The following is a 26,913-nucleotide window of genomic DNA, read 5'->3' as shown; positions in this document are numbered from 1 at the left end:
GTCGGCCTCACTTGAAGATCTCACCGGTCTGGCGACTCCACCACAGGAGGTCGAGCACCCCGAGCGAAATCCCGACGACGTGCGCGAAATCCTCCATGCGCGCCTCGATGGCAAGGTAGCGTCTTGGGGTCAGGGTGTTGGGCATGCGACCGATGACTCGATGGCGGAGCAGGTTGCGGAGAATGTGCCGATCCAGGATGGCCAGGTCGTCCCCGCGGCCGAGGTTCCGGAGGAAGTGGCTCGCCTCCTTGAACCCGAGACCGTCCACTTCGGCCGCGAGCCAGGCCCGGGCTTCCTTGGCGTCCGGGAACCGGTCGAGCGACGACTTCAGGACGGGACCGCGATCGGGGAAGAACCGCTCCCGCGCGCGGACGATGTAGGTGGCCTTGTGGTTGTGGAACCGCGTGCGATGCCGAAGGTAGCGAGCGATTTCCTCGGACCCCGCCGACCAGAGGAGCCCCTCCTGCACGAGGCCGCGGACCGCCGCGTCGCTGCTTCGTGCGGAGGACTGAATGGCAAGGAGGGCGAAGCAGAGCTCCTCGAAGAGCTGCGCATCCGTCCCGCGGCCGACCTCCCGGAAGTCCGCCAGGCGAGCCTCGATGGCTGCCTTCTTGTCGACGAGCTCCTCACGAAGCACGTCGAGGTACCGATAGCGAGGCAAGGTGACCGCGTACCGTCCGGGCTTTCATAAGCCTATCCGAGCCGGCCGATTGCGCTCATTCCACGCTCTGCCAGTCGCGCAGGAGGCGGATGAGAAGCCGCACGCCGTAGCCGGAGGCGCCCTTGGGCAGGTACGACTTCTTCGGGGAGTCGGGGCTGTCCTCGACCCACGCCGTTCCCGCGATGTCGAGGTGCGCCCAGGACACGTCATCCGCAAACTTCTCCAGGAACTTCGCCGCGGTGATTGTGCCCGCGGACCGGCCCCCCGTGTTCTTCACGTCCGCGGAGTCGCTCTTGATTTGCTCGCTGTACTCGTCCCACAGGGGGAGCCGCCACACGCGCTCGGACGTGGCCTCGGCCGCGCGCTCGAGGCGCTTCGCGAGCTCCTCTCGGTTGCTGAACATCCCGGCGGCGTGTCGGCCGAGGGCGACCTTCACGGCTCCCGTCAGCGTCGCCAGATCGACCACGGCTTGCGGCTTCAGGGTCTTCGCGTAGCCCAGAGCGTCGGCCAGGACGAGCCGCCCTTCCGCATCGGGATTCAGGACCTCAATGGTCCGGCCGCCGAAGGCGCGCACGATGTCCCCGGGTTTCTGGGCGCTCCCGCTGGGCATGTTTTCCGTGAGCGGCGCCAGGGCGACCGCGTTCACCGGGAGTTTCAGGCGAGCGGCCGCGAGGACCGCGCTCAGCGCCGCGGCGGCGCCCCCCATGTCGTACCGCATGAGCCACATGGGGTCCGAGCCGGGCGCCTCGAGGGGTTTCAGCGCGATCCCGCCCGCATCGAAGGTGATCCCCTTCCCCACGAGGACGACGGGTTTGCTCTTCCCGCCGCCGTCGTGGGACAGGACAAGGAAACGGGGAGGCTCGACGCTTCCCTTGGCCACCCCTAGGAGGCAGCCGAAACCCATCTTCTCCAGCTGCTTCTCGTCGAAGACCGTGAGCCTGGCCCCCGCCTCCTTGGCGGCGTCCCGGATGCGGTCCGCGAAGAGGCGCGGCGGCTTCGCGTTGCTCGGCGCGTTGACCAAGTCACGCGCGAAGTTGGTCGTGGTCGCGATGATGGAGGCCCGGTGAACCGCTTCGCGCATCGCGGCCGCGCGGGCCTTGTCCAAGTTCACTAGGGTGACGGACTCGATCTTCTTGTGGTCGTTGTCCGTCTTGTGTTCCGTGTAGCGGTATAGGCCGAGGAGCGTGCCTTCCACGACGGCCTCCGTGGCGTCCCCGAGGTCCAGATGGCCTACGCCTGCGCCGTGGACGACGGTCGCGAACGTCCGGAGGCCCATGTCGCGTATCTTGATGGCCGCCGCGGCCGAGACCTCGCGCACCCGGTCCAGTGTGAAGTCCGCGCGCTCGCCGAGGCCGACGACCAAGACGCGGTTCCCGGGAATCCGGTCGAAGGTTGGGAAGACCACGATCTCCTTGAACTTGCCCGTGATGTCTCCGGTGGCAATCATCGCGGTAATCTGATGGCCGATGGCCGCGTCCACGGCGCCCGTCGCGCCGCCCGGGTGGTTGACGCCCTCGAACAGATTCACGACGACGACTTCGTCCTCCCATCGGGCGATGTCTCCGACCTCGACGCCGATCTTCATAGGGTGACTCCTGCCCACGGGGAATCGAGCCGCAGACGTTAAGGTTCGCGCGTCCCCGAAATCTCCGTGCGTCAGCCTCAAGTACTGCCGCCCGCGTCCCTCCGGAGTCCCATGGTTCGGATCGCGTTCGTCTGCGTGGAGAACGCGGGACGGAGCCAGATGGCTGCCGCGTTTGCTCGGAGGGAGGCGCGGGATGGCGTCGAGGTCGTCAGCGGAGGCACACGGGCCGCGTCCCGGGTGCATCCCGCGGTGATCGAGGCGATGAGAGAGGTCGGAATCGACTTAAGCGGAATCGTGCCGCGGACCATCACGAGGGAAGAAATCCTGCGCTCGGACGTCGTGGTCACGATGGGATGTGCCAGCGGCGATGTCTGCCCCGCCACGTTCCGCGGGGATGCCGTGGATTGGGCGCTGCCCGACCCGAGCGGCCGATCGCTCGAGCAGGTCCGACGTATCCGCGACGACATCGAGCAGCGCGTAACGCGTCTGTTGCGAGAGGTGATCCGTGGCCGATGAGGCGGCCCTGAGCCTCTTCGACCGGCTCACTACCCTCTGGATCCTGCTGGCCATTGTACTCGGCGTCGGACTCGGAGCCTGGGTCCCAGGGTTCTCGGGTTGGCTCAATTCGATCTCCTGGTCGGGCGTGTCGATCCCGCTTGCCGTCGGGCTCATGTGGATGATGTACCCGCCGCTCGCGCGCGTCCGGTACGGCGACCTGCCGCGCCTCGCCGGGAACAGGCGGCTCATGGGGGTGTCCCTGTTCCAGAACTGGGTCCTCGGCCCCTTCCTGATGTTCGCCCTCGCATGGATCTTCCTCCCGGACCTCCCGCTGTACCGGGCCGGGCTCATCATCGTGGGCCTGGCGAGGTGCATCGCGATGGTCCTCGTCTGGAACGCGATGGCCAAGGGCTCCTCGGAGTACGCCGCCCTCCTCGTCGGCTTGAACAGCGTCTTCCAGATCCTCCTGTACTCCGTCCTCGCGTGGTTCTTCGTCACGTTCCTCTCGGGGGTCCTGGGCGGCCTGACCGCGGCGCAGGTCGTGCCCATTTCGGTTGTGGACGTGGCGGCCACCGTCCTCTTCTACCTGGGCGTCCCGCTACTCCTGGGGTTCGCCACCCGGGCCATCCTCGTCCGACGCCGGGGGGAACGCTGGTACGAAGACACCTTCATGGCGCGACTCGCGCCCACCGCGATCCTTGGATTGCTGTTCACCGTGGTCGTCATGTTCTCCCTCCGGGGGAACAGCATCGTCAACCTCCCCTGGGACGTCTTCCGCATCGCCGTGCCCCTCGCGCTGTACTTCGTGATCATGTTCTTCACCTCCTTCTCCCTCTCCAGCCGCCTCGGCTTCTCCTACGAGGAGACGACGACGCTCTCCTTCACCGCGGCGAGCAACAACTTCGAGCTGGCGATCGCCACGACGATCGGAGTGTTCGGGATCGCGTCGGGCCAGGCCTTTGCGGCCATTATCGGACCCCTCATCGAGGTCCCCGTCCTCATGAGCCTCGTGAACGTCGCGCTGCGATTCCGACAGAAGTTCCCGAAGACGACGCCCGCGGTTCCTCCGATCCCGGAAGCCGCGGCGAATCCAAAGTGACCGCGAAGTTCCCTGGGCCGCCTCACGTTTAAATACGGCTGCCGCCTGCGGCGCGACCATGTCCGTCGCACACAAACTCCTCCGAGCCCTCGACCGTGTCCGTCCGGCGCCGGTCGCCTACGCCCACTGCGACATCCCGTGCGGCATCTACGACCCGCACCACGCTCAGCTCGCGGCCCACACGGTCATCCGCATGGTCGACCTGATTGGCCAGCTCGAGAAACCCGGCCCCAACGCGACGGCCGAGCAGAGGCAGGAATACCACAACAAGCTCACGCGATACATCGCCACGAAGGAGCAGCACGCGGAGATCTACAAGTCCGAGATCCGCATCCTCTACGGGGACTACTTCAAGCCCGAGCACCTCCAGGCGTTTCCGTCCTTGCACGACACGATCTGGAAGGCCCTGAAGGCCGGGAGCAAGGGACGCCAGGAAATCAACCTGGCCGCGGCCGAGGACATGCTCAAACTCGCCAACGAGATCGCCGAGGCGTTCTGGAAGACGAAGAGCATCGCGACGTACCGCGCGAAGGCGCCGTACCCGACCGCGCGCGAGACCGTCTACCCTAAGCTCGGGTAGGCGCATCCGGGGCCCGTGTTCCCCCTCGCCCGCTTCCGCGTGGACGACCACAGCATGGAGCCTGCGCTCCGTTCCGGGGACTACGTCCTCGTGAGCCGCTGGGCCTATCGGAAACGCCCGCCAATTGCAGGGGACGTCGTGGTCTTGAGGAACCCCGAGGCCCCGGGGCAGTTCCTTGTGAAGAGGGTCATGTCGGGGGACGCCCTCGCGGGGTTCTTCGTCTTGGGAGACAACATGACGCATAGCCGGGACAGCCGTCAGTTCGGGATGGTGCCGCGGCACTTGATCGTCGGCAAGGTGCGGCTGCGCGCGAGGGCCTGAGGACTCAGTCCCACTTCTCGAACCGTACGAGGGCGAACCCGAGCTGCTTGCACAGGTTCTGGACGTCCTCGACCATGTTGTTGAGCCCGCAGATCAGGACCTGCTTGTTCGCGTAGTCCTTGAGCTCGTTCTGGATGATCTTCTGGACGTAGCCCACGCGGCCCTTGTAGTCCGGGGTCTCCGGGCGGGAGACCGTCGAGTAGTAGTGGAAGTTCGGGTGCTCCCGCTCCCATTTCAGGAACAGGTCGTGGTAGATCAGCTCGTACGTGTACCGCGTGCCAAAGACGAGGTGGAGCTCGTGGCCGTCGTCCAGGTGGTTCTGGAAGATGTGGCCCAGGTGGGAGACGAAGGGAGCGACGCCCGTCCCCGTGGCCACGAACAGAGTGTCGTACAGGAGCGGTTCTTGGAGGACGAAGCGCCCGAGGGGCGCGATGGAAGCGAGCTTGGTGCCCGGTGTGAGGTGGTGCAGGTAGTTCGACATGAAGCCGCCTTCGACCACCTTGACGCAGAGCTCGAGGTAGTCCTTGTTCTCCGGCCACGAGGCGATCGAGTACGGCCGGGAGATCTTCTTGCCCTCCTTCTCCGCGAAGATCGAGATGAACTGGCCCGGTTCGAAGTCGAACACGGGCTCGTTCTCGAACGTGAAGCGAATGAGATAGGTCTCCGGCGCCTTCGGCGCGATGTCGAAGACCTCCTGCACGATCGCGGTGTGCCTCCCGGATCGGAACTTGGGAGGAGCCTCCTTGAAAACGGGCTTGGCCTGGGTCGCCGCCGGGGCGGGGGCGGTGCCTTGCATCATGCGGAAGTCGGCACCGCCAGGTCCGATTTAAACGTTTGTCCGTAGTTGTCGTGCGCCGGAAACCGTTTAGGCTTTCCTCATTCAGGCCTACTTGGTTGTGCCGTCGATGATCCGCACGCGGTCCGTCATCCCGTTGCGCTCCTTCACGACGACGCGTTTCGCCTCGAGCGGGTCCAAGACCCGGCTAACCTTTGCCCTCTAGAAGATGCCCGACGAGGTCCTTCTGAATCATCGCCCCGCTGTGCTCGCGGAGCACCAAGTACATCAGCTGCTCATCCTCGCTGACGACCCGCGCGCCACACGCCGCTAGGCGCCAGCTACTGCATTGACCGGGTCATTACGGGCTCGCTTAAGGTCGAAGCGATCGGCGTTCATCACCTTGTTCCATGCCGCAACGAAGTCGGTCACGAACTTCGCTTGCGCGTCGGCCGAGCCGTAGACTTCGGCAAGAGCTCGCAGTTCGGAGTTCGAGCCAAAGATGAGATCGACACGGGTGGCGGTCCACTTCAACTCGCCGGTCTTTCGGTCGTGCCCCTCGAACATATTCTCATCCGAGGTCGCTTTCCACTCGGTGCGTGTGTCCAACAGGTTCACGAAGAAATCGTTGGTCAGCGTCTGTGGCCGCTTCGTGAAGACGCCATGTTGCGAATGTGCATGGTTCGCGTTCAGGACACGCATGCCGCCCACCAGAACCGTCATCTCGGGCGCAGTCAAGGTCAGCAACTGCGCTTTGTCGACTAAGAGCTCCTCTGTCGGCACGGTGAATTTGGTCTTGAGGTAGTTGCGGAAGCCATCCGCAACCGGTTCGAGATAGCTGAAGGACTCCACATCGGTTTGCTCCTGCGAAGCGTCCGTGCGGCCGGGCGTGAAGGGGACGGTCACGTCGTGCCCGACCTTCTTCGCGGCCTGCTCGACTCCCGCGCAACCGCCGAGAACGATCAGGTCAGCGAGTGACACCCTCTTCCCGTCAGACTGCGCGGTGTTGAACGCCCTCTGGATGCTCTCCAGAGTCGTCAGCACCTTGGCCAGTTGGGCGGGCTCGTTGACTTCCCAGCCCTTCTGCGGCGCAAGGCGGATGCGCGCACCGTTCGCCCCGCCGCGCTTGTCGGAGCCGCGGAAGGTGGCTGCGGATGCCCATGCAGTGAAGACCAGTTGCGAGACGGACAGGCCCGAGGCCAGGATTCTGGCCTTCAGGTCCGCAACGTCCTTGGCGCCAATCAGCTTGTGATTGACGGCGGGAACCGGGTCTTGCCAGACGAGCTCCTCCGCCGGGACCTCGGGTCCGAGATAGCGTGCGCGCGGACCCATGTCGCGGTGCGTGAGCTTGAACCACGCCCGAGCGAAGGCATCCGCGAACGCGTCCGGGTGCTCGTAGAAGCGCCGCGAGATCTTCTCGTAGATTGGATCGGACCGCAGAGCGAGGTCCGTCACCAGCATCGTGGGCGCGTGACGCTTCGACGTGTCGAAGGCATCCGGAATCGTCGCCGCATTGCCTTTCGCCGTGAACTCGTATGCGCCGGCCGGACTCTTCGTCAGTTCCCAGTCGTAGCCGAACAGGTTCTCGAAGAAGTTGTTGCTCCACTTCGTCGGCGTCGCAGTCCAGGTGACCTCCGGGCCGCCCCCGATCGTATCTTTGCCTTTGCCTGTGCCGAACCTGCTCTTCCAGCCAAGGCCCATCTGCTCGATGGGCGCTGCCTCGGGTGCCGGGCCGACCAGCTTCGGATCGCCAGCGCCATGGGTCTTGCCGAAGGTATGTCCGCCAGCGATGAGCGCGACGGTCTCCTCGTCGTTCATGGCCATGCGCTTGAAGGTCTCCCGAATGTCCTTGGCCGCGGCGCGAGGATCGGGCTTGCCGTTCGGCCCTTCCGGATTCACATAGATGAGGCCCATCTGGACGGCGGCGAGAGGATTCTCGAGTTCCCGGTCGCCCGTGTACCGCTTGTCGGCCAGCCAGGTGTCCTCCTTGCCCCAGTAGACGGCTTCGTCGGGCTCCCAGACATCCGTTCGCCCGCCGCCGAAGCCGAAGGTCTTGAACCCCATCGACTCGAGCGCGACGTTGCCGGCGAGGACCATGAGGTCGGCCCAGGAGATCCTGCTGCCGTACTTCTGCTTGATTGGCCAAAGCAGCCGGCGCGCCTTGTCGAGGTTCACGTTGTCCGGCCAAGAGTTGAGTGGCGCGAATCGCTGCTGACCCGTGCCAGCACCGCCGCGACCATCGCCGACGCGGTAAGTGCCCGCTGCGTGCCACGCCATGCGGATGATGAGCCCCCCGTAGTGGCCGAAATCCGCAGGCCACCAGTCCTGGCTTTCCGTCATCAGCGCGTGAAGGTCCTTCTTCAGGGCCTTGAAGTCGAGCTTCTTGAACTCTTCAGCGTAGTTGAAGGCCTCGCCCATCGGATTGGAGAGAGATGAGTTCTGGCGCAGAATCCTGAGGTTCAGCCGATTCGGCCACCAATCGCTGTTCGAGCGCATTCCGACGTTCGTCGTTCCGTGCACGACCGGGCGCCTCTCCGCGGTCTTCTCGGTCGTTGCGTTCACGTTCTCCTTGGAGTCCCGTTGCTTTGCGTCGACCGGTGCCATCTCATTCCTCCCCGTCGTCTCTTTCCGGCCCTTGTGTGGGGCGCGTGGGCCCTCTCGGACTTCGCATACGCCCGGACCGCCGGGACGCGCCTTCCCCCTCGAGCAGGCGGATGCCGGAGATAAGGGTTATCATCGAACACCGGTTGTCAAGTTCTCCTGCGGAGGATGACCGCGAGCGTGCCGGCCCCGCTGACGCCTCCGAGGGCCTGGGATACTCGGTAGGCGACGGCGAAGCGAAGCGGGATCTGACGGCCCACGAGGGCCCCGGATGTGACCGCGGGGTTCAGGCGTCCCCTGGAGATCCGGTCGCGGACGCCATGACATCATTGACCTAGGCGAAATACGACGCGGACCCGCGGTCGAAGTCTGGGACGAACTCGAGGCGCAGTTCCTGGGGCTGCCAGGCCGCGTCCGGGAACACGAGGCTCGGGAAGAACTGGGAGAAATCCTGGGAGATCCGAGTGACTAAGTGGCTCGGGCCGAAGAGGGTTTCTGCGATCGCGCGGGCCCGGTCGCGGCACACGAGCTCGTCGACGAACCCGACGGAGTGAAGGTACTCGTGAAGGAGCACGTAGAACGCGTAGGGCTTGTAGAGCTCCGGGTTCGTCTCTTGGATGCGCAGGAGCGGGACCTTGTTCATCACGATCACGTTCGTCGCGACCGGATAGAACGCCCCCAGGAATCCCTGCGGATGATTGCCCAGATCGGCGAGGGCGAGCATGAGGCCGGCCCGATTGCGGCCCACGACCGCGGACACGCCGCGCTTGACGAGCTCGAACAGATCCGCAAGGCTCCGAGCCCGGTCGAGCTGCTTCGCGTAGTCCATCGTGGGAAAGAGGACGACGGTTGGTTTTAAGGGGTTGCACGAATCGACCTGACGAGGACCGCTGCACGCCTAAGCGCCCGCGGGGATCTCGTCGTACCGTTTGTACCGATAGTAAGCGACGGAGAAACCCCATGAGCCCACGAAGATAAGGACGATGGCGACACCGATGGTCGTGAAGTCCACATTTCCCAACGTGGACCAGAGCCCGCCGGTCAGTCCGAGGCTGTTGACGACGACGGACAGAAGCTCGATCGTACCGATCAGGAACGCCACGAGGATCGAGATGATCGTCACGGTGAGGTTGTAGTAGACCTTCCGCATCGGCCGGCGGAACGCCCAACCGTACGCGTACGTCATGACGACGGAGTCCGAGGTGTCGACCAAGACCATGCCGCACGCGAACAGGAACGGCAGGAGCAGGATCATCCACAGAGGAGCCGCGGAGCTCGTCGCGACCACGACGGTCACCGCGATGAGCGCGATCTCGCTCGCCGTGTCGAACCCGAGGCCGAAGAGCACGCCGATCGGGTAGATCTGCCACGCCCTCCGGACCATCCCGAAGAGCCTCCCGAAGTACCGGTGCAGGAAGCCCCGCTTGTCGAGGGCTTCCTCCAGATGGGCTTCGTCGAGCTTCCCCTCGCGCAGGCTGCGGAAAATCCGGTAGATTTCGAACACGATGAGGAGGTTCATGAGGCCGATGAGCCAGAGGAATACGCCCGCAACGGCCGCGCCCAGAATGGAGCCGGCGCTCTTGAACGCGGGGATCTGGTCCCGGATGTAGCCGACGGACAGGGTCAGCGCCACGATCATCGCCACGACCACGGTTGAGTGGCCGAGGGAGAACCAAGTCCCCACGGACGCGGTCGGCCTGCGCTCGTGCATGAGCTTCCGCGTCGTGTTGTCGATCGCGGCGATGTGGTCCGCGTCGAAGCCGTGGCGCAGGCCTAGAACGTAGGCCGTGACCCCCAGGCCCGCGAGGACCGGATATTGCTGGCCTATCAGGAACGAGGCCACGAAACCCAAGACGGTCGCCAGCGCAATCACAGAATAGAGAATCAGAATCGCGCCGCGGGACCGGGCGGATGTCGCGCGCGGGGCGTCGGAGAGACGGTCGACGGGAGTGCGGCTGCTCACAGTATGACGCCTATATTGCGCGTAACACGGCGTGCCGGATAAGGGTTTGGCGGTTCGAGGAGCGCGCGGGACGCTGATTTGATGAGGGAGTAACACGTCATCCCCTGGGGAGTAACACATGGCCGTGGAACGGATTGGCGTGTCCCTGGAGGCGCCCCTCCTCCGGGAACTGGACGACGTAGTGCGGGAGAAGGGGTACGCGAGCCGCTCAGAGGCGCTCCGGGAACTCATCCGGAAGGGCCTCGTCCGGCGCCGCATCGAGGCCGGAGGCTCGGTCGTGGGCACGATCACGATCGTGTACCGCCACGATGTGGGCATGGTGACCCACCGCGTCCTGCATCGCCAGCACGACTTCTTGGACACGATCCGCGCGACGGCCCACACGCACCTGAACGAGGAGACGTGCCTCGAGGTCCTCATCGTCGAGGGCGATTCGAGGCAGGTCGCGGAGCTCGCAGACCGTCTGCGGACCGTGAAGGGCGTCCTGTTCGCGGAGACCGTGGTCGCGCGCCCGGACCTCCGGTGACCCCGAGCGGCCTGAGTACCAACCTTGGGAACGCCAGCGATGTTTTTATGAGGAGGCAGACCGAAGGCCATGGGACCTCGTCCCACGGGGACGGGCCGGGAACCCACCACCATGGCCCTACCGCTCGCTGCCTACGCCGCGACCCGAAACCGGAGAGGCGCGCCTTCCCTGCCGTTCGGCTGGGGCGCCGTGACGGTCCTCGCCGTGGGCGCCGTCCTCCTCATCGCGGGCATCCTGATCATCCTGTACGCCATGTTCAGCTTCATCACGGGAATCCTGAACAACGCCCTGAGCTCGAGCTTCTCGGTCACGGGTTTCTTCGGCGGATTCTTCGGCGCGATCATGCTCTTCGTGGTCGGCGGCGTCCTTGCGGGCGTCGGCGGCTGGATGGTGCGCCTCTGGTGGCTCTTCCTCCTGTTCGGCGCCGTCGCGGGCTCGGGCTCGTCGGCGGACACCGTGCGCGGGCGTGAGGCGCTGCAGACGACCGGCGTCATGGTGCGCTGTCGCTCCTGCAGTCACCTGAATCCCGAGGAGGCGAGGTTCTGTCTCGCGTGCGGCAAGCCCATCTGAGAGCGCGGAATCGCGTCCATTCGGAACCTATTTGAGCGAAGCCGGGAAATCCCTGCCACCATGGGGCTCCTCATCCGATTCGCCCGCCAGTGGGTCGCGGGGGAGACCATGGACGACGCGGTCCGCGTCGCCCTCGATGCCAACCGCCGCGGCATCCATGCCCTCGTGAACCACCTGGGGGAGCACTACCGCGAGAAGGCACCCGTGGAGGCGACCGTTCAGGAGTACATCCACCTCGTGGCCAAGCTCCGGGCGGCCCGGGTGGACGGCGACGTGAGCATCAAACCCACCCAGTTTGGGATCTTCATCGACCGGGCATACGCGCTCTCGCAGATCGTTCCCGTCCTGGACGCCACGAAGGCGTGGGGACGGATCTTCTGGGTTGACATGGAAGCTGCGTCCACGATCGCGGACACGGTCTGGATCTACGAGAACCTCCGCCGACGCTACGACCAAGTGGGGCTCTGCCTCCAGGCGAACATCCGCCGGACTGCGGACGACCTCGAGCAGCTTCTCCCCCTGGGCGCCCGAATCCGGCTCGTCAAGGGCGCGTACAAGGAAACGCCGGACGTCGCGTTCACAAGCCGCGCGGAGATCGACCGGGCGTACCTGCGTCACCTCGAGACCCTGTTCGCCAAGGGGCGGCACTTTGCCGTCGCGAGCCACGACGGGCGCATGATTGACCGCGCCCTCGAGCTCTCGAAGGCCCATCCGGACGTCCCCTTCGAGTTCGCGATGCTGCAAGGGGTGCGGGATCCGCTCAAGCTGGAGCTGGTGTCCCAGGGCCATCGGGTCACCGAGTACATCCCCTACGGCCCGACCTGGCTGCCGTACTTCACCCGCCGGCTCCGGGAGCGGCCGCGGAACATCATCACCATGGTGCGGTCGTTCGTCAGCGGTTGACGCCCAGGACTTTATCCCGCTGCAGGGTCTACAGAGCCCGTGGACCGGGCCGCGTTCGAGCGCACGATGCGCATCCTCGAGCGCCGTCACCCGATGAAGGATTGGTCCGAAGGGATGACCCCGTTCGAGATTCTCGTGTCCACGATTCTCTCGCAGAGCACGACCGTCGCGAACGAACGACTCGGGCTCGACGGGTTGCGCCGCGCCCTGGGAGAAATCACGCCCGGCTCCGTCGCGGTTGCACCCCTGCCGACGATCCGGGAGGCCATCTGGCACGCCGGACTCGCGGGCCAGAAGGCGCCGCGAATCCGGGCTTGCGCCCGAGAGGTGATTGCCCGTTGGGGAGGGTCCTTGGAGGTCGTCCTGCGCCTGCCGACCCCGGACGCGCGACGCGAGCTGAGGACCCTCCCGGGCGTCGGGCCGAAGACCGCGGACGTGGTCCTCTCCATGGCAGCAAACCATCCCACGTTCCCGGTGGACACGCACATCGCGCGGATCGCCCACCGCTGGAGTTTGGTCCCACGAAGGGACTACGAAGCGACCCGAGCGAGACTCGAGGCATGGACGCCGCCCGCGAAGCGAAAAGCATGGCACCTCGCGATCATTGCCCATGGCCGCGAACTCTGCAAGGCACGAGATCCCCGCTGCGACGCCTGCCCGGTGCGCCGCGAATGCGACTGGTACCGCACGCACGGACGCAGGTTGGTCGCGCGTACAAAGACGGGAACTCGAAAAGGGGCTTCGTAACAAAGGGTTAAGAACCGCAAGGGGTTTGGCGCGACTTGCGACCGAACTTGTCCCTGGATGACTACGTCCAACTGATGAAGCTGCGGATCGACGCGCTCCTGCTGCTCGTCGCCGCGGCGGGGTACATCGCGACGAGCGGCCCCCGCATCGACCCGGTGGCCTTCGGCCTGCTCATGGTCTCGGGCCTCCTCGCCTCCAGCGGGGCAAGTGCGGTGAATCATTACATCGACCGGGACATCGATGCGGTCATGCGACGCACGTCGACGCGGCCCCTACCCGCCCATCGAATCGATCCCGCGACCCGTGCGCTCACATTCGGCCTGGGACTCACCGCGGCGTCTCTCGGCCTCGCATACCTCACGATCAACCCGCTGACTGCGGCGATGATTGGGCTCGGTTTCGTCGTGTACGTCGGCGTGTACACGCTGGGCCTCAAACGGACGCACGTGAGCAACATCGTGATTGGAGGCTTTGCGGGCTCGTGCCCGGCGCTCGCGGGATCGGCCGCCGCGGCGAATGGGATCAGCCTTCCCGCGGCCCTCATCGCGCTCCTCGTATTCCTCTGGACCCCGGGCCACTTCTGGGCCCTCGCCTTCCGGAACCAGGACGACTACCGGCGCGCGGGCCTCCCCATGCTGCCGGCGGTCAGGGACGCGGGGACCTCCGCGCGTGCGATCGGCGCGTCCTCCGCAATCGTCGCGGTCACGAGCATCGCGTTCATCTTCACGGACGCGTTCCACGACGCGTACGTCGTGGCCTCCCTCGCGCTGGGCGCGGTACTCCTGTACCTCACCCTCCGCTTCCTCCGGGAACCGACGAAGGAGCGGGCCTGGGCCGGATACAAGTTCTCGGGAATCTACCTCGCGTTGATCCTGCTGGCCGTCGTGGCGGACGCGCTCGTGCCGCTCGCCCTGTCTCTGTGATCCCCGCCGAAATCCGTTCGTGTGCGCACCAAGTTCGGAGGACCCCACCCCGTACTTTTAATAGCACAGCGAGCTTAGTGGACCCCACCACACGACGGTGGAAGGCATGCCGGGGAAAACCCTTGTTGAGAAGGTACTCTCGCGCGCCTCCGGCCATCCCGTCCGCGCGGGAGACACCACGATCGCCAAGGTGGATCTCGCGTACGTCCAGGACGGCACGGGGCCGCTCACGTTCCGCATGATGGAACAGATGAACCTCATCAAGGCGGCGAACCCGCAGCGGTCCGTCGTCTTCATCGACCATTCGAGCCCGCCTCCGCGACGGGAGCTCGCGACGGACCACGTCTACCTGCGGGACTTTGCCGCCAAGACGGGCATGATCCTCTCCGACGTCGGGCAAGGCGTGTGCCACCAAGTCGCGTTCGAGAAGTACGTCCGGCCGTGGGACGTGGTCATCGGCGCGGACAGTCACAGCGTGATGGGCGGTGCCATGGGCGCCTTCGCGACGGGCATGGGGTCCACGGACGTGGCGGTCGCCCTGGCCCTGGGCAAGACCTGGCTTCGGGTGCCCGAGACGCTCAAGTTCGAGGTCCGCGGGAAGTTCCACAAGGGCGTGTTCTCCAAGGACCTCATCCTCCGCGTGCTCGGGGACATCAAGACGGACGGCGCCACGTACAAGGCCATGGAGTGGGGCGGCCCGGCGTGGGCCGCGATGCCCATGACGGAGCGCATGGTCCTCTCGAACATGGCCATCGAAGGCGGCGGCAAGTGCGGCCCGCAGCCGTCGGACCAGGAGACGAAGCGGTACCTGCGCGAGCACGGCCGGGAGGGGGATTGGAAGGAGATCCGCCCGGACGAGGATGCCGGGTACGAGGCCGTCCATCCGTACGACGCGGGCGACCTGGATCCCATGGTGGCCCGGCCGCCCCAGGAGGACAACGTGGTGCCCGTGACGGACCCGAGCGTGAAGGGGCTCAAGATTCAGCAGGTGTACCTGGGCTCCTGCACGAACGCGCGCTACGAGGACATCCAGGTGTTCTGCGACTACATGAAGGGCGAGAAGGTCGCGGAGGGCACACGGCTCATCGTGGTCCCCGCCTCCAAGGAGGCGTACGCGCGATCCATGAAGGAAGGTCTGTTCGAAATCCTCCTCGACGCGGGTGCGACGATCCAATCGCCCGGCTGCGGTGCCTGCCCCGGCGTCCACCTAGGCATCCCGGGCGACGGCGAGAACGTCCTGTCCACGACGAACCGGAACTACGTCGGGCGGATGGGAAACCCCGCCGCCTTCACGTACCTGGCGTCCCCGGCGACGGCGGCCGCCACGGCCATGTTTGGCGTGATCACGGACCCGCGGGAGGTGCGGTGATGGGCCGGGCCTGGAAGTTCGGCGACAACATCTCCACGGACCTCATCGCGCCCGGCCGCTTCTACCACCTCCGCTCGAACCTGCCGGAGCTCGCGAAGCACGTGCTCGAGGACGCTCGGCCCGAATTCGCGTCGGGTGTGAAGCCGGGGGACTTCGTGGTCGGGGGACGGAACTTCGGGAAGGGTTCGTCCCGAGAGCATGCGCCCGTGATCATCAAGCTCGCGGGGACGCGCGCGGTCCTCGCCCGGTCCTTCGCCCGGATCTTCTACCGCAACTGCATCAACATCGGGCTGCCCGCCATCGTCGTCGACACGGACCGGATCGCGGAAGGCGACGATCTGGACGTCGACTTGGAGAAGGGAATCGTCCACGACCGGACGAAGGGAATCGACCTCACGTTCCCTCCTCTGCCCGCGGTCATGGCCCGAATCTTGGAGGAGGGCGGCCTCGTGGAGTACATCAAGCACCATGGGGACCTCGTCATCGCGGGGGCGTGAGGCCTGTGGTCCCCGCCGCCTAAGGGGGGCGCGTGACATGAGCATGACCGAGAAGCCGACGGTCGAGGCGAAGCCGAAGATCGAGAAGGGTCTCGACGATGTCTACGTCAAGGAGTCGTCCATCTGCCTCGTCGACGGCATCAAGGGCCGCCTCCTGTACCGAGGCTGGGACATCCGGGACCTTGCCGTGCACTCCAGCTTCGAGGAGACCGTCTACATCCTGATCCACGGTCGGCTGCCGACCAAGACGGAGCTCGCCGAGGCAACGCAGGCGTTCGCGGAGAACCGGACCATCGGTCCGGAGGTCGTGAAGCTCCTGCGGTGCATGCCGGCCGACGCTCCGCCGATCGACGTGCTCCGGACGGCGGTCTCCTATGTCAGCAACTTCGACAAGGAGCGGGACGACCCCACCCGCGCCGCGAACATGCGGAAGGCCCAGCGGCTGATCGGGAAGCTGCCGACCCTGGTCGCGACGGCGAACCGGATCCGGGAGGGAAAACGACCGGTGCCGCCGGACCCGAGCCTGGGCATCGCGGACGACTTCCTGCGGATGCTCACGGGCAAGCGGCCGGACCGGCTCTCCGCGAAGGTGATGGACGTCGCCTTGATCCTCCACGCGGACCACAGCATGAACGCGTCCGCCTTCGCCGCCACGGTGGCCGCGTCCACCCTCGCGGACCTGTACAGCACGATCGTCGCCGCGATCGCCACCCTCAAGGGACCCCTTCACGGAGGCGCGAACGAGGCCGCCCTGAAGACCATGCTCGCGATCGGGAAGCCGGAGAACGCGGAAGCCTACGTGTTGAACACGCTCCAGAACCACGGCAAGATCTTCGGGTTCGGACACCGGGTCTACAAGACCTGGGATCCCCGCGCCCTGATCCTGCGGGACTACGCGCGTAAGCTCAGCGAGCTGCGGGGCGAGGAGGACCTGTTCCGCATCGCGGAGATCGTCCAGGATACGGTCGTGCGCGAACTGTCGGCCAAGCACGTCTACCCGAACGTGGACTTCTATTCCGGGCTCACGTACCATCTCCTGGGAATCCCCGCGGACCTCTTCACACCGATCTTTGCCGTCTCCAGGATCTCGGGCTGGACGGCGCACGTGATCGAGTACTGGGAGGACAACCGCCTCGTGCGGCCCCTCGACTACTACATCGGGCCGACGGACAACGTGTACGTGCCGATTGAGCAGCGCGCGTGACCGCGTCACACGGTAGCATTAAGAAACGCGCCCTCGTTGCCGAGGCGGCGATCCCGTGCCCATCGAATCCCTCAAGCTGACGCCCCCGTCCCAGGGCCACAAGATCCTGATCACGGAGGCGGGCCTCCGCATCCCGGACGATCCGATCATCCCGCTCATCGAGGGAGATGGCATCGGACCCGACGTGACGAGGGCCGCGCGCACGGTCGTCGACGCCGCGGTCGAGACCACGTTCCACGGTCGGCGGCGAATCGCGTGGTACCCGGTGCCCGCGGGGGAGACCGCCCTGTTTCGCTATGGGGACATGTTGCCCGCCGCGACACTCGCGGCGATCAGGGAGTATGTGATCGCGCTCAAGGGGCCGCTCACGACGCCCGTGGGCGGAGGGTTCCGCTCCCTCAACGTGACCCTGCGGCAGACCCTGGACCTGTACGCGAACGTCCGGCCGATTTACTGGATGCCGGGCGTGCCCAGCCCCGTGACCCACCCGGAGCGGCTCGACATCGTGATCTACCGGGAGGCCGAGGAGGACGTGTACGCGGGCATCGAGTGGGCCAAGGGCTCCCCGGAGGCGAAGCGGTTGATCGGGACGCTCAAGGATCAGTTCAACGTCCACGTACGGGAGGACAGCGGCATCGGCTTGAAGCCTATCAGCGAGTTCGAGTCCAAACGCCTGATCCGGAAAGCGATTCGGTACGCGATCGAGAACCGCCGTCGCTCCGTGACCCTGGTCCACAAGGGGAACATCATGAAGTACACGGAGGGCGCCTTCCGCGAGTGGGGCTACGAGCTCGCGCGGACGGAGTTCCCCAACGACACGGTTTCCTGGCAGGAGGTCCAGGAGACGCACGACGGCAAGGTCCCGGAGGGGAAGGTCCTGATCAAGGATGTGATCGCGGACAACATGTTCCAGCAGCTCCTCCTCCGACCCGACGAGTACGACGTCCTCGCGACGACGAACCTGAACGGGGACTACCTGAGCGACGCCGCCGCGGCCCAAGTCGGCGGGCTCGGCGTCGCCCCGGGCGCGAACATCGGGGACGCGCACGCGCTCTTCGAGCCCATCCACGGCAGCGCGCCGAAGTACGCGGGGATGGACAAGGTCAACCCGACCGCGGAGATCCTCGCCGGGGTCATGATGCTCGAGTACATGGGTTGGAACGAGGCCGCCACCCGCCTACGCGAGGCCGTCAAGGCGACCATCGGCGCCAAGGTCGTCACGTACGACCTCGCGCGGCAGATGCCCGGGTCCAAGCAGGTTGGCACGACCGCCTTCGCGTCCGCCATCGTGGAGCGCCTCCAGACGGCGTGAGGTGGTGGCCGCGCCAGAACCGCACGCGAGCCGCTCGACCCTGGAGGCGGCCCTGTGCGCGGAGCTGCGGTCCCAGGGCGTCGCCCACGAACACCGGTCCCTGCACTTCCGCGTTCGACTCGCGTCGGGCGAGTTCGCCCAGTACGATCCCGACCTCGTCGCGCGGCGGGGACCCATCCTGTTCCTCATCGAGCCCCTCGAGACGGCAGACGGCCAGGCGCCCCGATGGGACCTCCTCGCCGCGTTCCTGGACCAGCATTCGCCCGAGATCGTCCTCATCGTGATCGCTCCGGGGCACGAACTCCCGGATCTCCCGGCCGCCTCCTACGACGAGGCATACGCCGCGGACGACTTGCCTGCAATCGTCCGCCGCATCCGGGAGCAGGACCCCAAGGGGATCGTGCGGCCCTTCCCGAAACCGAAGCCGTGACCATGGCAAGTGTCCGCACGGACTTATACGCGCAGCGGCCATCGCCGGCGCGTGCCGGAGGACCACTGGACGACGAGGCTCTTCCTCGACCACGACGAGATCTTCCTCCGCATCCACGAGCACGGATGGGAGGCAGGAGCGGGGCAGGCCCAGGACCTCAAAGCCCTCTTCGACCGCTTCGGGGTTCCCACGGGGGGACGCATCCTGGACGTACCCTGCGGCATCGGTCGGCACTCGACGCGCCTGGCCAAGATGGGCTACCGCACCCTGGGCGTGGACCTGTCTCCGGCGTACGTGCGACGGGCCCAGGAGTTGGCGGAACGGGAGGGCGTCGCGGACCGGGCGATCTACCGCGTGGGAGACATGCGCGACCTCGTCCGAAGCGTCGCCCCGGAGGAACGCCCGTTCGATGCCGCAATCAACCTTTGGACCTCCTTGGGCTACTACGGCGAGGACGCGGACGCTGCGATCCTGCGCGGATACGCGGACCTGGTCCGGCCCGGAGGGCTGTTCGTCCTGTTCATCGTGAACCGGGACTGGGTCGTGCGTCATTTCGATCCCCAAGGCTGGGAGGAGTTCGGGGACCTGGTCCACATCGAGGACCGCCATCTCGATCTGGATGCCTCCTGGATGCGCAACCGGTGGCGGTTCTTCCGCAAGAAGGACGAGGACCTCGAGGGAATCGCCGCGATCGGGGCCGAGCACCGCATTTACAGCCTCCATGAACTCCGTTCCCTGTTCGAGCGCGGAGGCTGGCAGGTGGAAGCGACCTTCGGAGGGCTCAAGATGGACGACCCCAGCTTCGATGCCCCGAGCCTCGCCATCGTCGGGAGGAAGTGAGTGCCGCCCACACGTCACTCGCCGGGTCGGGAGACCGAGGAGCTGGCGGGCTTCCTTGCCGCCGTGGGCGTTCCCGCGGGGGCGCGGATTCTCGACGCGCCCTGCGGGATCGGCCGGCGGGCATTCGACCTGGCGGAGCACGGGTTCCGGGTCACGGCCGTGGACGCCAACGAGGTCGCGATCGACGCCTTGCAGCGACGAGTGCCCGCGGCATGGAAGGGGCGCCTCACGTACCGCGCGGCCTCCAAGGAGACCATGCCGGGCCCGCCGGTCTCCGAGCGGTTCGACGCGGTCCTCTGCCTGGACCATGCCCTGAGCCGCGAGCCTCCCGAGGACGACCGAGATCTTCTTGCCCGCCTGCGCGGCCACCTCAACCCCGGCGGCGTCCTCGTGGTGGACTTCCTCCACCGGGACTTCTTCGCATCGCGCCCCCGGCCCTTCGCCTACCACGTCGTCGGCGATCTCGAGCAGCACGAGTTCCGGACCTTCGACGCCCTGTCCGGTGTCCTCGGACTCCGCTGGCGCTTCTACCGGCGCGAGGGGAGCGATCTGCGATTCCGGGGTGAGTCGTCCGCGCGGCTCAAACTCCTGGCCCCCCACGAGGCGCGGCGACTCGTGGAGGACGCGGGATGGACCGTGGAGGGTCTCTACGGCGGTTGGGCCCGCGAGGCCGTGTCCCCGGACCGGCGGAAGCTCGTCTTGGTGGCGCGGCCCGCCGCGCGAGATTAAATAGCGTCACGACCTTCGTCGCGCGGGCGTCTACGGAGGCCCTCGGAGGCGTCGAGGATCCCCAGGTAGGAGTCTGGAATGCCGCTCCCCGCCTGCGACCCCACCGGAACCCTTCCGTGCCGGACGAACTTCAACTTCCTCCCGGACTGGACCCTGTTCGCGATCTACGCCGTCACGGGCGTCGCGCTCCTGATCACAGCGTACGGCCTTTGGGACCGTTGGCGAATCTGGAAACGCGGAGCCGCGGGCAGCACGGGCGCGTCCCTTTGGCTCCACGTCCAGCGGCTTCTGGTCATCGCCCTCTTCCAGAAGAAGGTCGCCCGGCGGCGGTACGCGGGCGTCATGCACATCCTGCTCTACACGGGCTTCATCGCCCTCGGCATCGGCACCACGATCGTCGCCGTGAACCTCGATGTGACGTCCCACGTGAACCTGGACATCCTCCGCGGCAACCCGTACCTGATCTTCAAGGTGGCCCTGGACTTCATGGGGCTCGCCTTCCTCGTCGGGCTCGGCATGGTGTTCTTCCGCCGGCTCGCCCAGCGGCCGAAGTATCTTCGGAACGAGCGGCCGGACCTGTTCCTGCCCGGCGTCCTGTGCCTCCTCATCCTCCAAGGGTACCTGCTCGAGGCGATCCGGCTCGCGGTCCTCCAGCCCCAGTGGGAGGAATGGTCCTTCGTCGGGTACGGGCTGTCGCTCCTCCTCCGCGCCGCGGGCGTGAACGGGAGCCTCGTGACGGTTACGGTCACGTCGGCCGCGGTCACGATCACCCCGGCGCCCGCGCTGGGCTGGGCGTACGGCGCCCTCTGGTGGTTCCACGCGGGCACCTGGTCGTTCGTCCTGGCGACCCTGCCGTGGACGAAGGCCAGCCACTTCCTGTTCAGCCCCGCGCGGACGTTCTACGAGACCGCGGAGCCCTACGGTCACCTGCCCAAGGACTTCGACATCGATGTGATGATGCAGGAGGGCGCCGCGCCGCCCAAGCTCGGAGCGGCCTCCACGAAGGCCCTCTCCTGGTTCGACCGGCTCCAGCTCGACGCCTGCACGATCTGCGGCCGTTGCACGTCCGTGTGTCCGGCGTGGAGCACGGGCAAACCGCTGGACCCCATGCACGTGGTCCTCGACCTGCGGGACGCCATGGTCCGGGAGGCACGGAAGAAGCCCCTCGGCGAACCGCTCCCGGAGTTCGTCGGGTATGAGGAGCTCTTCGATTGCACGACGTGCATGGCCTGCATGCAGGAGTGCCCCGTCTCCATCCGCCACGTGCCCCTGATCGTCGAGCTGCGCCGCAACTTCGTCCTGGAGATCGGGAAGATGCCTGAGGAGACCCAGGCCATGCTGCGGAACATCGAGACGAACTACAACCCATGGGGGATCGGGTGGGACCGGCGGGGGAATTGGGCCGCCGAGGTGGGCGTGAGGACCCTCTCCGAGGTCGTTGCGGCGGGCGAGACGGTCGACGTCCTGTACTGGGTGGGCTGCGCGGCCTCGTTCGACGACCGGAACATGAAGGTCGCCCAATCGTTTTCCCGTCTCCTCCAGAAGGCGGGGGTGCAGTTCGCCATCCTGGGACCTGAGGAGAAATGCACGGGCGACCCCGCCCGGCGGCTCGGAGACGAGTTCCGCGCGCAGATGATGATCAAGGCGAACGTGGAGACGCTGAACCGATACGCGATCAAGACGATCGTGACCGCGTGCCCCCACTGCTTCAACACACTGAAGAACGAGTATCCCGACTTCGGCGGGAAGTATGAGGTCGTCCACCACTCCGTCTTCCTCGATGGACTCCTCAAGGAAGGCAAGCTCACGCCCACGAAGGACGTCGAGGAATTCCTCACGTTCCACGACGCCTGCTACCTGGGTCGGTACAACAAGGTGTACGACGAGCCGAGGGACGTCCTCCTGCGGCTGCCCGGGGTGCGGAGCGTGGAGATGAAGATGTGCCGCGACCGCGGGTTCTGCTGCGGCGCGGGCGGCGCGAGGATGTGGATGGAGGAGAAGGTCGGGGAGAAGGTGAACCACCACCGCCTCGACCAAGTGATGGAGACGGGCGCCAAGACCGTGGCGTCCGCGTGCCCGTACTGCCTGATCATGTTCGACGACGCGGCGAAGACGAAGAACCGCGAAGACCTCGCGCGGATGGACATCGCGGAGATTCTGGAAAAATCCGTATAGGGGACTGCCGGATGGGAGGGCGATCCCCTATCGCTTCGTGCAGCCGTTCTCGGTCGGAGCGGTGATGCACCTCAGAGCGAGCTCAAGCTCGCCGAGACCACAAGTCGTGCACCCGAGACGAGCTCGGCCGCGAGAGAGTCCGTCGCAGACACGATCGAGTTCTCGATCGCCGAGACATCGACGCCCGACGCGCCACTCGAACCGTCCTCGCCCGAGCCGGTCGCACCCTGGTCGCCGGAGACGCTTCCCGTGTCGTTCTCCGTGTCGTTGACGTCCGAGCCGGACGGGGCCGAACCCGTCTCGTTCTCCGTTTCATTGACCTGGTGGTCGCCCGTTTCCGTTTCGTTCGTTTCGTTGCCCGGGGAGTCGTCCGCCGTCCTGGAGTGGCCCGCGGTCGCCGGCGTTCCGGTGCCGGCCGCGAGGGGATGAATCCCGGCCACCACAGGATAAGCGAAGACTCCTACGAGCAAAGCTAGCGCCGCGACAATCGCGACCGCAACATACCTTGCCTTCCGCATTCTTCGCCCCTCCAGTTGTTTGGGCGAGCGCGGACCGGAGCCCTTGACCTTAAGGAATCTTGTACGACGGTCGAAGTTCTTGTACAACGGTCGAAAATTCCGTCGGGCCGCGTCACGACAGACCGTCAATCTTCCGCGCGAGGTCGAAATCACGATCCGTGAGTCCGCGCGCATCGTGCGTGGTGAGGCTCAGGGTGACCGTGGCCCATGAGTTTTCGATGTCGGGGTGGTGGTTCGCCTCCTCGGCGAGTCGCCCGACGCGATTGATGAACGCGAGGGCTTCGGGAAAATCCTTGAAGGTCCACGCCCGCACGATTCGCTTGCCCTGACGCTTCCACGTTGGGATTTCGGCGAGGCGTGCGCGGACCTCACTCTCGGACAGAAGCCGACGACGAGCCATGGGCTGCGAGCCACGGAGGGCACCACGGGAGAAAAGGTTTCGCGGTCGTCCGATGCAACCTTAAACAAGGTTGATTTCGGGACCATGTCCTTGCTTGAATCCGCGGTCTCATCGCACGATCACGATTAGGGTCTGTGCATCTGGATGAACGCTACGGGCGGTCGCCGGGGGCTTCAACCCTTGAGATCCTTGATCGCCAGGGGAAGGATCTGGAGCACGTTCCCCACAATCCCGACATGGGCGACTTCGAAGATCGGCGCGCTGGGGTCCGTGTTAATCGCGACGATCAGACCGGCGTCCTTCATCCCCGCGACGTGCTGCATCGCGCCGCTGATCCCGCACGCGACGTAGAGCTTGGGCCGCACGGTCTTCCCGCTCTGACCGACCTGCCGTGTCTTCGGGAGCCATTCCATGTCGGTCAGCGGGCGGGAGGCGCCGACGACGCCCCCGAGGAGCTTCGCGAACTCCTCGACCATGGGAAGGTTCTCCTTCTTCTGGATGCCGCGGCCCGCGGAGACGATCACATCTGCTGCGGCGATGTCGATGTCGGAGACCTGAGGCCGTTCGATGCCCAGGAACACGGTCCGGATCTTCGACGTCTCGATCGAAATCGGCGTGGGGATCACACTGCCGCCCGGCGCGGGCTCCGCGGGCTTCGCCGTGCCGGGGCGAAGCGTCACCACGTACGGCTTCTCGGAGGCGAGCTCGAACTCCCCCTGGATCTTCTCGTTGAGCAAGCGTCGCACGACGACAAGCTTCTGGCCTTCGAGGCGCACGTCGATGCAGTTGGACGCCAGGGGGAGATCCATCGCACCGGCGAGGCCGGGGGCGACGTCGTAGCCCTGGGCCGTGTGCGCGACGAGCACAATCCGCGGTCCGTTCGACTCGACCAGGCTCCGGAGTGCCTGACCGTATCCGTCGTCCGTGTACTCCGCGAGCGCGGGATCGTCGATGTGGAGGACCGGGAGTCCGTACCCGGCCATGGTCTGCGCGAGGCCCCCGGCGCCGTGACCCAAGAGGGCGGCCCTCGCTACGCCACCGGACTGGGAAGCGAGCTCGCGTCCCTTCGCGACAAGCTCCAGGGTCGAGGGGGCGAGCTTCCCCTCGAGGTGCTCCGCCAGGATGAGAATGTCCTTGCCCACGTTCTCACCTCCGCACGAAGCCCTTTTCGCGGAGCATCTGGGCGAGCTTCTTCGCCTGCTCCTCGGCGCTCCCCGTGATCATCGTCGCGTGGCCCTTCGCCTCGGGCGGCGAGAGCCTGCGGATCGCAAAGGCATAGGGCACCGCGAGCGCGTCCCAGCTCGCCACCCCGAGGGCCGCGGGGGCGATCTCCTTGATCGGCTGCCGCGAAGCCTTCATGATCGCGGGGAGAGGCGCATACCGGGGCACGTTGGCCCCGAACTGGATCGACACGGCCGCGGGGAGCGGAGCGCGGTAGCGCCGGGAGAGGCCGCCCTCCAGCTCGCTCCACACCTCGATGCCGCCGCCTTGGAGCTCGACCTTCGTCGCGACGCTCACGTGGGGCAAGCCGAGGCGGGACGCGAGGAGTGCACCGCTCGCGGAGTTCACGAGATCGTCCGACTGGACGCCCGTGAGCACGAGGTCGTGGGGGATCGTCTTTACGGCCGCGGCGAGGATCCGGGCGGTCTTACCGACGTCGTAGCCGCCGCCGTCGTCGTAGGCGACGCGGACGGCCTCGTCCGCGCCCTTCGCGAGGGCTTCGCGGAGCATGGAGTCCGCGCGCTTCGGCCCGAGCGTCAGCGCGACGACGCGTCCTCCGTGCTTCTCCTTGAGCCGCACCGCCTCCTCGAGGGCGTACTCGTCCGAGCCGTTCGTCTTGTAGTTCAGCGTGTCGCGCTTGATGTCCTTCCCGCCCGGCGCGATGGAGAACTGGAGGTCCGGATTGGGAATCTGCTTCAGGCAGACCACGAGTTTGAGGGGCATACAACCGTGCGAGGGAACGACGCTATTTAATCGTGTCGTGCGGCCGCAGCGTGGGCTCGCGGCGGCCTCGCTCCGACTCGGGAAACGAAAAGTGGGAAGGGGGGCCGGGTGGCCCCCACGGTTGCGTGGCTACGGGTAGATGCCGCGCCACTTGTACGCTTCGGCGACGCGGTTGATCGCGACCATGTAGGCGGCCTGGCGCATGTCACACTTCTTTTCGTCGTGCATCTTCCAGACCGCGTCGAACGCGCGGACCATGACGCCCTCGAGCTTCGCGTCGACCTCGGGTTTCGTCCAGAAGAAGTTCGCGAGGTCCTGGACCCACTCGAAGTAGGAGACGGTCACACCGCCGCCGTTCGCGAGGATGTCCGGGATCACGAGGACGCCCTTCTTGAACAGGATGTCGTCCGCCTCAGGGGTGGTCGGGCCGTTCGCGCACTCCGCGCTGATCTTCGCCTTGATGCGGGGCGCGTTCTCCGAGGTAATCTGGTTCTCCAGGGCTGCGGGGGACAGGATGTCCACGGCGAGTTCGAAGAGCTCCTCGTTCGTGATCTTCTTGGTCCCGGGGAAGCCGACCACGGAGCCGGTCTTCTCCTTGTAGACGAGGACCTCCTTGGGGTCGAAGCCCTTCTCGCTGTAGATGCCGCCCTTGCTGTCCGAGACGGCGACGACCTTCGCGCCGTACTCGTCCTGCATGAGGCGCGCGTAGTGATACCCGGCGTTGCCGAATCCCTGGACCGCGACGGTGGCGCCCTTCAAGTTGAGCTTGATCTTCTTGGCGGCCTCGCGGGTCGTGTAGACCGCGCCGCGGGCCGTGGCCTCGTCCCTCCCTAGGGAACCGCCAATCGGGATCGGCTTGCCCGTGACGACGCCCGGCACCGTGTAGCCCTTGTGCATGGAAATCGTGTCCATGATCCAGGACATCGTCTGGCCGTCCGTGTAGACGTCCGGCGCGGGGATGTCCTTCTCGGGCCCGATGACGATGGAAATCTCGGACGCGTAGCGGCGCGTCATGCGCTCGTTCTCCGCCCGGGACAACTCCTTGGGGTTGCAGATGATGCCTCCCTTGGCTCCGCCGTAGGGGATGTCCATGACCGCGCACTTCCACGTCATCCAGCACGCGAGGGCTCGAACCTCGTCGATGCTCACGTTCCAGTGGTAGCGGATGCCGCCCTTGAACGGCCCGCGGGCGTCGTTGTACTGCACACGATAGCCGGTGAAGACCTTCGTGTGTCCATCGTCCATCTTGACGGGGAAGTTCACATGGAGTTCGCGCTTCGGGTGCTTGAGGAGCTCCAGGACATCGGGATCCAGGTTCAACTTCTTCCCGGCCCGGTCGATCTGTTCTCGAGCGACCTCAAACGGGTTCAGAGATTCCTTCGGTTTCGGCATAGACATACCTCCGGACATCACACGAGGATATCGGGAGCGTCCGCGAGTAGAGGCGTCCCCTTTTAAGCCTTTATGTCAGGGAGTATTTTCCAGGGGGTAGTCTCGACTACTTTGGAAAAGCAAGCAAAGTCCCAAATCCCCTAATAGCGATAGGCATCGTGTGGTATTTGTTCCAGGGTTCGGTCGGCTCTGGCTCGATTCGATCGTCGTGGGCACGATCTTTCTCATGGTGGCAATCGTAAACCTGGCGCTTGCTCTCAACCCTGCCTTTATTGCATCGGAAATGCCGTTGGCGTCGACCATCACTGCCGGCTTCGGAGCATCCGGAATCTCGCTTCTCATCTTCGGCTC

At 66.0% G+C, this 26,913-nt stretch carries 29 protein-coding genes; 18 read left to right on the top strand and 11 right to left on the bottom strand.

Annotation, left to right across the window (positions count from 1 at the left end; all coding sequences use genetic code 11):
• Window positions 1-7 precede the first annotated feature (7 nt).
• Window positions 8-661, bottom strand: a complete 654-nt coding sequence (locus tag VEY12_02000; GenBank protein ID HYM38905.1) for an N-glycosylase/DNA lyase — start codon at window positions 659-661, stop codon at window positions 8-10.
• Between the two features lie 55 nt (window positions 662-716).
• Entirely contained in the window at window positions 717-2,246 is a 1,530-nt protein-coding gene (locus VEY12_01995) for a leucyl aminopeptidase (protein ID HYM38904.1), read from the bottom strand.
• 111 nt (window positions 2,247-2,357) lie between these two features.
• On the opposite strand from VEY12_01995, the gene VEY12_01990 reads away from it, so the two are divergent.
• From VEY12_01990 to sodX, 4 genes are read left to right on the top strand one after another with little or no spacing between them, the layout of a single operon-like run.
• Window positions 2,358-2,762 carry a low molecular weight phosphatase family protein gene (locus VEY12_01990; GenBank protein HYM38903.1) on the top strand — a complete coding sequence of 135 codons (405 nt, stop codon included), beginning with the start codon at window positions 2,358-2,360 and terminating at the stop codon, window positions 2,760-2,762.
• Window positions 2,752-3,843, top strand: coding sequence for an ACR3 family arsenite efflux transporter (arsB, locus tag VEY12_01985; protein HYM38902.1), 1,092 nt, complete (start codon window positions 2,752-2,754; stop codon window positions 3,841-3,843). The genes VEY12_01990 and arsB overlap by 11 nt, the downstream gene beginning before the upstream one ends.
• 58 nt (window positions 3,844-3,901) lie before the next feature.
• Window positions 3,902-4,423 carry a superoxide dismutase, Ni gene (sodN, locus tag VEY12_01980; protein HYM38901.1) on the top strand — a complete coding sequence of 174 codons (522 nt, stop codon included), beginning with the start codon at window positions 3,902-3,904 and terminating at the stop codon, window positions 4,421-4,423.
• A gap of 15 nt (window positions 4,424-4,438) precedes the next feature.
• Window positions 4,439-4,744, top strand: a complete 306-nt coding sequence (gene sodX / locus VEY12_01975) for a nickel-type superoxide dismutase maturation protease (GenBank protein ID HYM38900.1) — start codon at window positions 4,439-4,441, stop codon at window positions 4,742-4,744.
• 4 nt (window positions 4,745-4,748) lie between these two features.
• Here sodX and VEY12_01970 read toward each other — a convergent pair whose 3' ends face one another.
• The 4 genes from VEY12_01970 to VEY12_01955 form a co-directional block, all read right to left on the bottom strand.
• Window positions 4,749-5,543 (bottom strand): FAD-dependent oxidoreductase, encoded by a 795-nt coding sequence (locus VEY12_01970; GenBank protein HYM38899.1) that lies wholly within the window; start codon window positions 5,541-5,543, stop codon window positions 4,749-4,751.
• A gap of 306 nt (window positions 5,544-5,849) precedes the next feature.
• Complete coding sequence (gene katG / locus VEY12_01965) at window positions 5,850-8,123, bottom strand: catalase/peroxidase HPI (protein HYM38898.1); 2,274 nt, start codon at window positions 8,121-8,123, stop codon at window positions 5,850-5,852.
• A gap of 331 nt (window positions 8,124-8,454) precedes the next feature.
• Window positions 8,455-8,949, bottom strand: coding sequence for a hypothetical protein (locus VEY12_01960; GenBank protein ID HYM38897.1), 495 nt, complete (start codon window positions 8,947-8,949; stop codon window positions 8,455-8,457).
• A gap of 69 nt (window positions 8,950-9,018) precedes the next feature.
• On the bottom strand, window positions 9,019-9,993 hold the full coding sequence (locus tag VEY12_01955; GenBank protein ID HYM38896.1) for a HoxN/HupN/NixA family nickel/cobalt transporter: 975 nt from the start codon (window positions 9,991-9,993) through the stop codon (window positions 9,019-9,021).
• 208 nt (window positions 9,994-10,201) lie between these two features.
• Here VEY12_01955 and nikR point away from each other — a divergent pair, with 208 nt between their 5' ends.
• From nikR to VEY12_01890, 13 genes are all read left to right on the top strand, one after another.
• Entirely contained in the window at window positions 10,202-10,609 is a 408-nt protein-coding gene (gene nikR / locus VEY12_01950; GenBank protein ID HYM38895.1) for a nickel-responsive transcriptional regulator NikR, read from the top strand.
• Window positions 10,610-10,678: 69 nt separating this feature from the next.
• The gene (locus VEY12_01945) at window positions 10,679-11,179 is read left to right on the top strand and encodes a zinc ribbon domain-containing protein (protein ID HYM38894.1); all 501 of its coding nucleotides are present in this window, start codon (window positions 10,679-10,681) and stop codon (window positions 11,177-11,179) included.
• Window positions 11,180-11,239: 60 nt separating this feature from the next.
• Window positions 11,240-12,082: a proline dehydrogenase family protein gene (locus VEY12_01940; GenBank protein HYM38893.1), complete on the top strand. Its 843-nt coding sequence runs from the start codon at window positions 11,240-11,242 to the stop codon at window positions 12,080-12,082.
• A 39-nt stretch (window positions 12,083-12,121) separates the two neighbouring features.
• Window positions 12,122-12,829 (top strand): endonuclease III, encoded by a 708-nt coding sequence (nth, locus tag VEY12_01935; protein ID HYM38892.1) that lies wholly within the window; start codon window positions 12,122-12,124, stop codon window positions 12,827-12,829.
• Between the two features lie 35 nt (window positions 12,830-12,864).
• Window positions 12,865-13,752 carry a heme o synthase gene (gene cyoE, locus VEY12_01930; GenBank protein HYM38891.1) on the top strand — a complete coding sequence of 296 codons (888 nt, stop codon included), beginning with the start codon at window positions 12,865-12,867 and terminating at the stop codon, window positions 13,750-13,752.
• Between the two features lie 106 nt (window positions 13,753-13,858).
• Window positions 13,859-15,121, top strand: a complete 1,263-nt coding sequence (locus VEY12_01925; GenBank protein ID HYM38890.1) for a 3-isopropylmalate dehydratase large subunit — start codon at window positions 13,859-13,861, stop codon at window positions 15,119-15,121.
• Window positions 15,121-15,618 (top strand): 3-isopropylmalate dehydratase small subunit, encoded by a 498-nt coding sequence (locus tag VEY12_01920; protein HYM38889.1) that lies wholly within the window; start codon window positions 15,121-15,123, stop codon window positions 15,616-15,618. The genes VEY12_01925 and VEY12_01920 overlap by 1 nt, the downstream gene beginning before the upstream one ends.
• Window positions 15,619-15,655: 37 nt before the next feature.
• Window positions 15,656-16,822 (top strand): citrate/2-methylcitrate synthase, encoded by a 1,167-nt coding sequence (locus tag VEY12_01915; protein ID HYM38888.1) that lies wholly within the window; start codon window positions 15,656-15,658, stop codon window positions 16,820-16,822.
• Window positions 16,823-16,883: 61 nt separating this feature from the next.
• A complete protein-coding gene (gene icd, locus VEY12_01910) occupies window positions 16,884-18,134 on the top strand; it encodes an isocitrate dehydrogenase (NADP(+)) (protein ID HYM38887.1) in 1,251 nt (416 codons plus the stop codon).
• A gap of 4 nt (window positions 18,135-18,138) precedes the next feature.
• Complete coding sequence (locus tag VEY12_01905) at window positions 18,139-18,564, top strand: hypothetical protein (GenBank protein ID HYM38886.1); 426 nt, start codon at window positions 18,139-18,141, stop codon at window positions 18,562-18,564.
• Between the two features lie 51 nt (window positions 18,565-18,615).
• On the top strand, window positions 18,616-19,404 hold the full coding sequence (locus VEY12_01900) for a class I SAM-dependent methyltransferase (protein ID HYM38885.1): 789 nt from the start codon (window positions 18,616-18,618) through the stop codon (window positions 19,402-19,404).
• A complete protein-coding gene (locus VEY12_01895; GenBank protein HYM38884.1) occupies window positions 19,405-20,133 on the top strand; it encodes a class I SAM-dependent methyltransferase in 729 nt (242 codons plus the stop codon).
• Between the two features lie 78 nt (window positions 20,134-20,211).
• Window positions 20,212-22,308 (top strand): (Fe-S)-binding protein, encoded by a 2,097-nt coding sequence (locus VEY12_01890; GenBank protein HYM38883.1) that lies wholly within the window; start codon window positions 20,212-20,214, stop codon window positions 22,306-22,308.
• 71 nt (window positions 22,309-22,379) lie between these two features.
• Here VEY12_01890 and VEY12_01885 read toward each other — a convergent pair whose 3' ends face one another.
• The 5 genes from VEY12_01885 to VEY12_01865 all read right to left on the bottom strand — a co-directional run bounded on the left by VEY12_01885 (window position 22,380) and on the right by VEY12_01865 (window position 26,562).
• Complete coding sequence (locus VEY12_01885) at window positions 22,380-22,913, bottom strand: hypothetical protein (GenBank protein HYM38882.1); 534 nt, start codon at window positions 22,911-22,913, stop codon at window positions 22,380-22,382.
• Window positions 22,914-22,938: 25 nt separating this feature from the next.
• The gene (locus tag VEY12_01880) at window positions 22,939-23,226 is read right to left on the bottom strand and encodes a 4a-hydroxytetrahydrobiopterin dehydratase (protein HYM38881.1); all 288 of its coding nucleotides are present in this window, start codon (window positions 23,224-23,226) and stop codon (window positions 22,939-22,941) included.
• 173 nt (window positions 23,227-23,399) lie between these two features.
• A complete protein-coding gene (locus VEY12_01875; GenBank protein HYM38880.1) occupies window positions 23,400-24,368 on the bottom strand; it encodes an electron transfer flavoprotein subunit alpha/FixB family protein in 969 nt (322 codons plus the stop codon).
• A gap of 4 nt (window positions 24,369-24,372) precedes the next feature.
• The gene (locus VEY12_01870; protein HYM38879.1) at window positions 24,373-25,170 is read right to left on the bottom strand and encodes an electron transfer flavoprotein subunit beta/FixA family protein; all 798 of its coding nucleotides are present in this window, start codon (window positions 25,168-25,170) and stop codon (window positions 24,373-24,375) included.
• Between the two features lie 129 nt (window positions 25,171-25,299).
• The gene (locus tag VEY12_01865) at window positions 25,300-26,562 is read right to left on the bottom strand and encodes a Glu/Leu/Phe/Val dehydrogenase (protein ID HYM38878.1); all 1,263 of its coding nucleotides are present in this window, start codon (window positions 26,560-26,562) and stop codon (window positions 25,300-25,302) included.
• 160 nt (window positions 26,563-26,722) lie between these two features.
• Here VEY12_01865 and VEY12_01860 point away from each other — a divergent pair.
• The coding region (locus VEY12_01860; GenBank protein ID HYM38877.1) for a hypothetical protein at window positions 26,723-26,913 on the top strand (191 nt) is incomplete at its 3' end.

It is taken from the genome of Thermoplasmata archaeon (genome assembly GCA_035632695.1).
Classification (GTDB): domain Archaea; phylum Thermoplasmatota; class Thermoplasmata; order RBG-16-68-12; family RBG-16-68-12; genus RBG-16-68-12.
The sequence above is the reverse complement of the archived record's forward strand: the minus strand, read 5'-3'. Positions and strand labels throughout refer to the sequence as shown.

Coding starts and splice junctions, on each gene's coding strand:
- VEY12_01945 (HYM38894.1), top strand. CDS start 10,679: ATGGGACCTCGTCCCACGGGGACGGGCCGGGAACCCACCACCATGGCC.
- VEY12_01870 (HYM38879.1), bottom strand. CDS start 25,170: ATGCCCCTCAAACTCGTGGTCTGCCTGAAGCAGATTCCCAATCCGGAC.
- VEY12_01920 (HYM38889.1), top strand. CDS start 15,121: ATGGGCCGGGCCTGGAAGTTCGGCGACAACATCTCCACGGACCTCATC.
- VEY12_01990 (HYM38903.1), top strand. CDS start 2,358: ATGGTTCGGATCGCGTTCGTCTGCGTGGAGAACGCGGGACGGAGCCAG.
- VEY12_01865 (HYM38878.1), bottom strand. CDS start 26,562: ATGCCGAAACCGAAGGAATCTCTGAACCCGTTTGAGGTCGCTCGAGAA.
- VEY12_01960 (HYM38897.1), bottom strand. CDS start 8,949: ATGGACTACGCGAAGCAGCTCGACCGGGCTCGGAGCCTTGCGGATCTG.
- katG (HYM38898.1), bottom strand. CDS start 8,123: ATGGCACCGGTCGACGCAAAGCAACGGGACTCCAAGGAGAACGTGAAC.
- VEY12_01915 (HYM38888.1), top strand. CDS start 15,656: ATGAGCATGACCGAGAAGCCGACGGTCGAGGCGAAGCCGAAGATCGAG.
- VEY12_01925 (HYM38890.1), top strand. CDS start 13,859: ATGCCGGGGAAAACCCTTGTTGAGAAGGTACTCTCGCGCGCCTCCGGC.
- VEY12_01890 (HYM38883.1), top strand. CDS start 20,212: ATGCCGCTCCCCGCCTGCGACCCCACCGGAACCCTTCCGTGCCGGACG.
- VEY12_01970 (HYM38899.1), bottom strand. CDS start 5,543: ATGATGCAAGGCACCGCCCCCGCCCCGGCGGCGACCCAGGCCAAGCCC.
- VEY12_01995 (HYM38904.1), bottom strand. CDS start 2,246: ATGAAGATCGGCGTCGAGGTCGGAGACATCGCCCGATGGGAGGACGAA.
- nikR (HYM38895.1), top strand. CDS start 10,202: ATGGCCGTGGAACGGATTGGCGTGTCCCTGGAGGCGCCCCTCCTCCGG.
- VEY12_01940 (HYM38893.1), top strand. CDS start 11,240: ATGGGGCTCCTCATCCGATTCGCCCGCCAGTGGGTCGCGGGGGAGACC.
- VEY12_01880 (HYM38881.1), bottom strand. CDS start 23,226: ATGGCTCGTCGTCGGCTTCTGTCCGAGAGTGAGGTCCGCGCACGCCTC.
- sodN (HYM38901.1), top strand. CDS start 3,902: ATGTCCGTCGCACACAAACTCCTCCGAGCCCTCGACCGTGTCCGTCCG.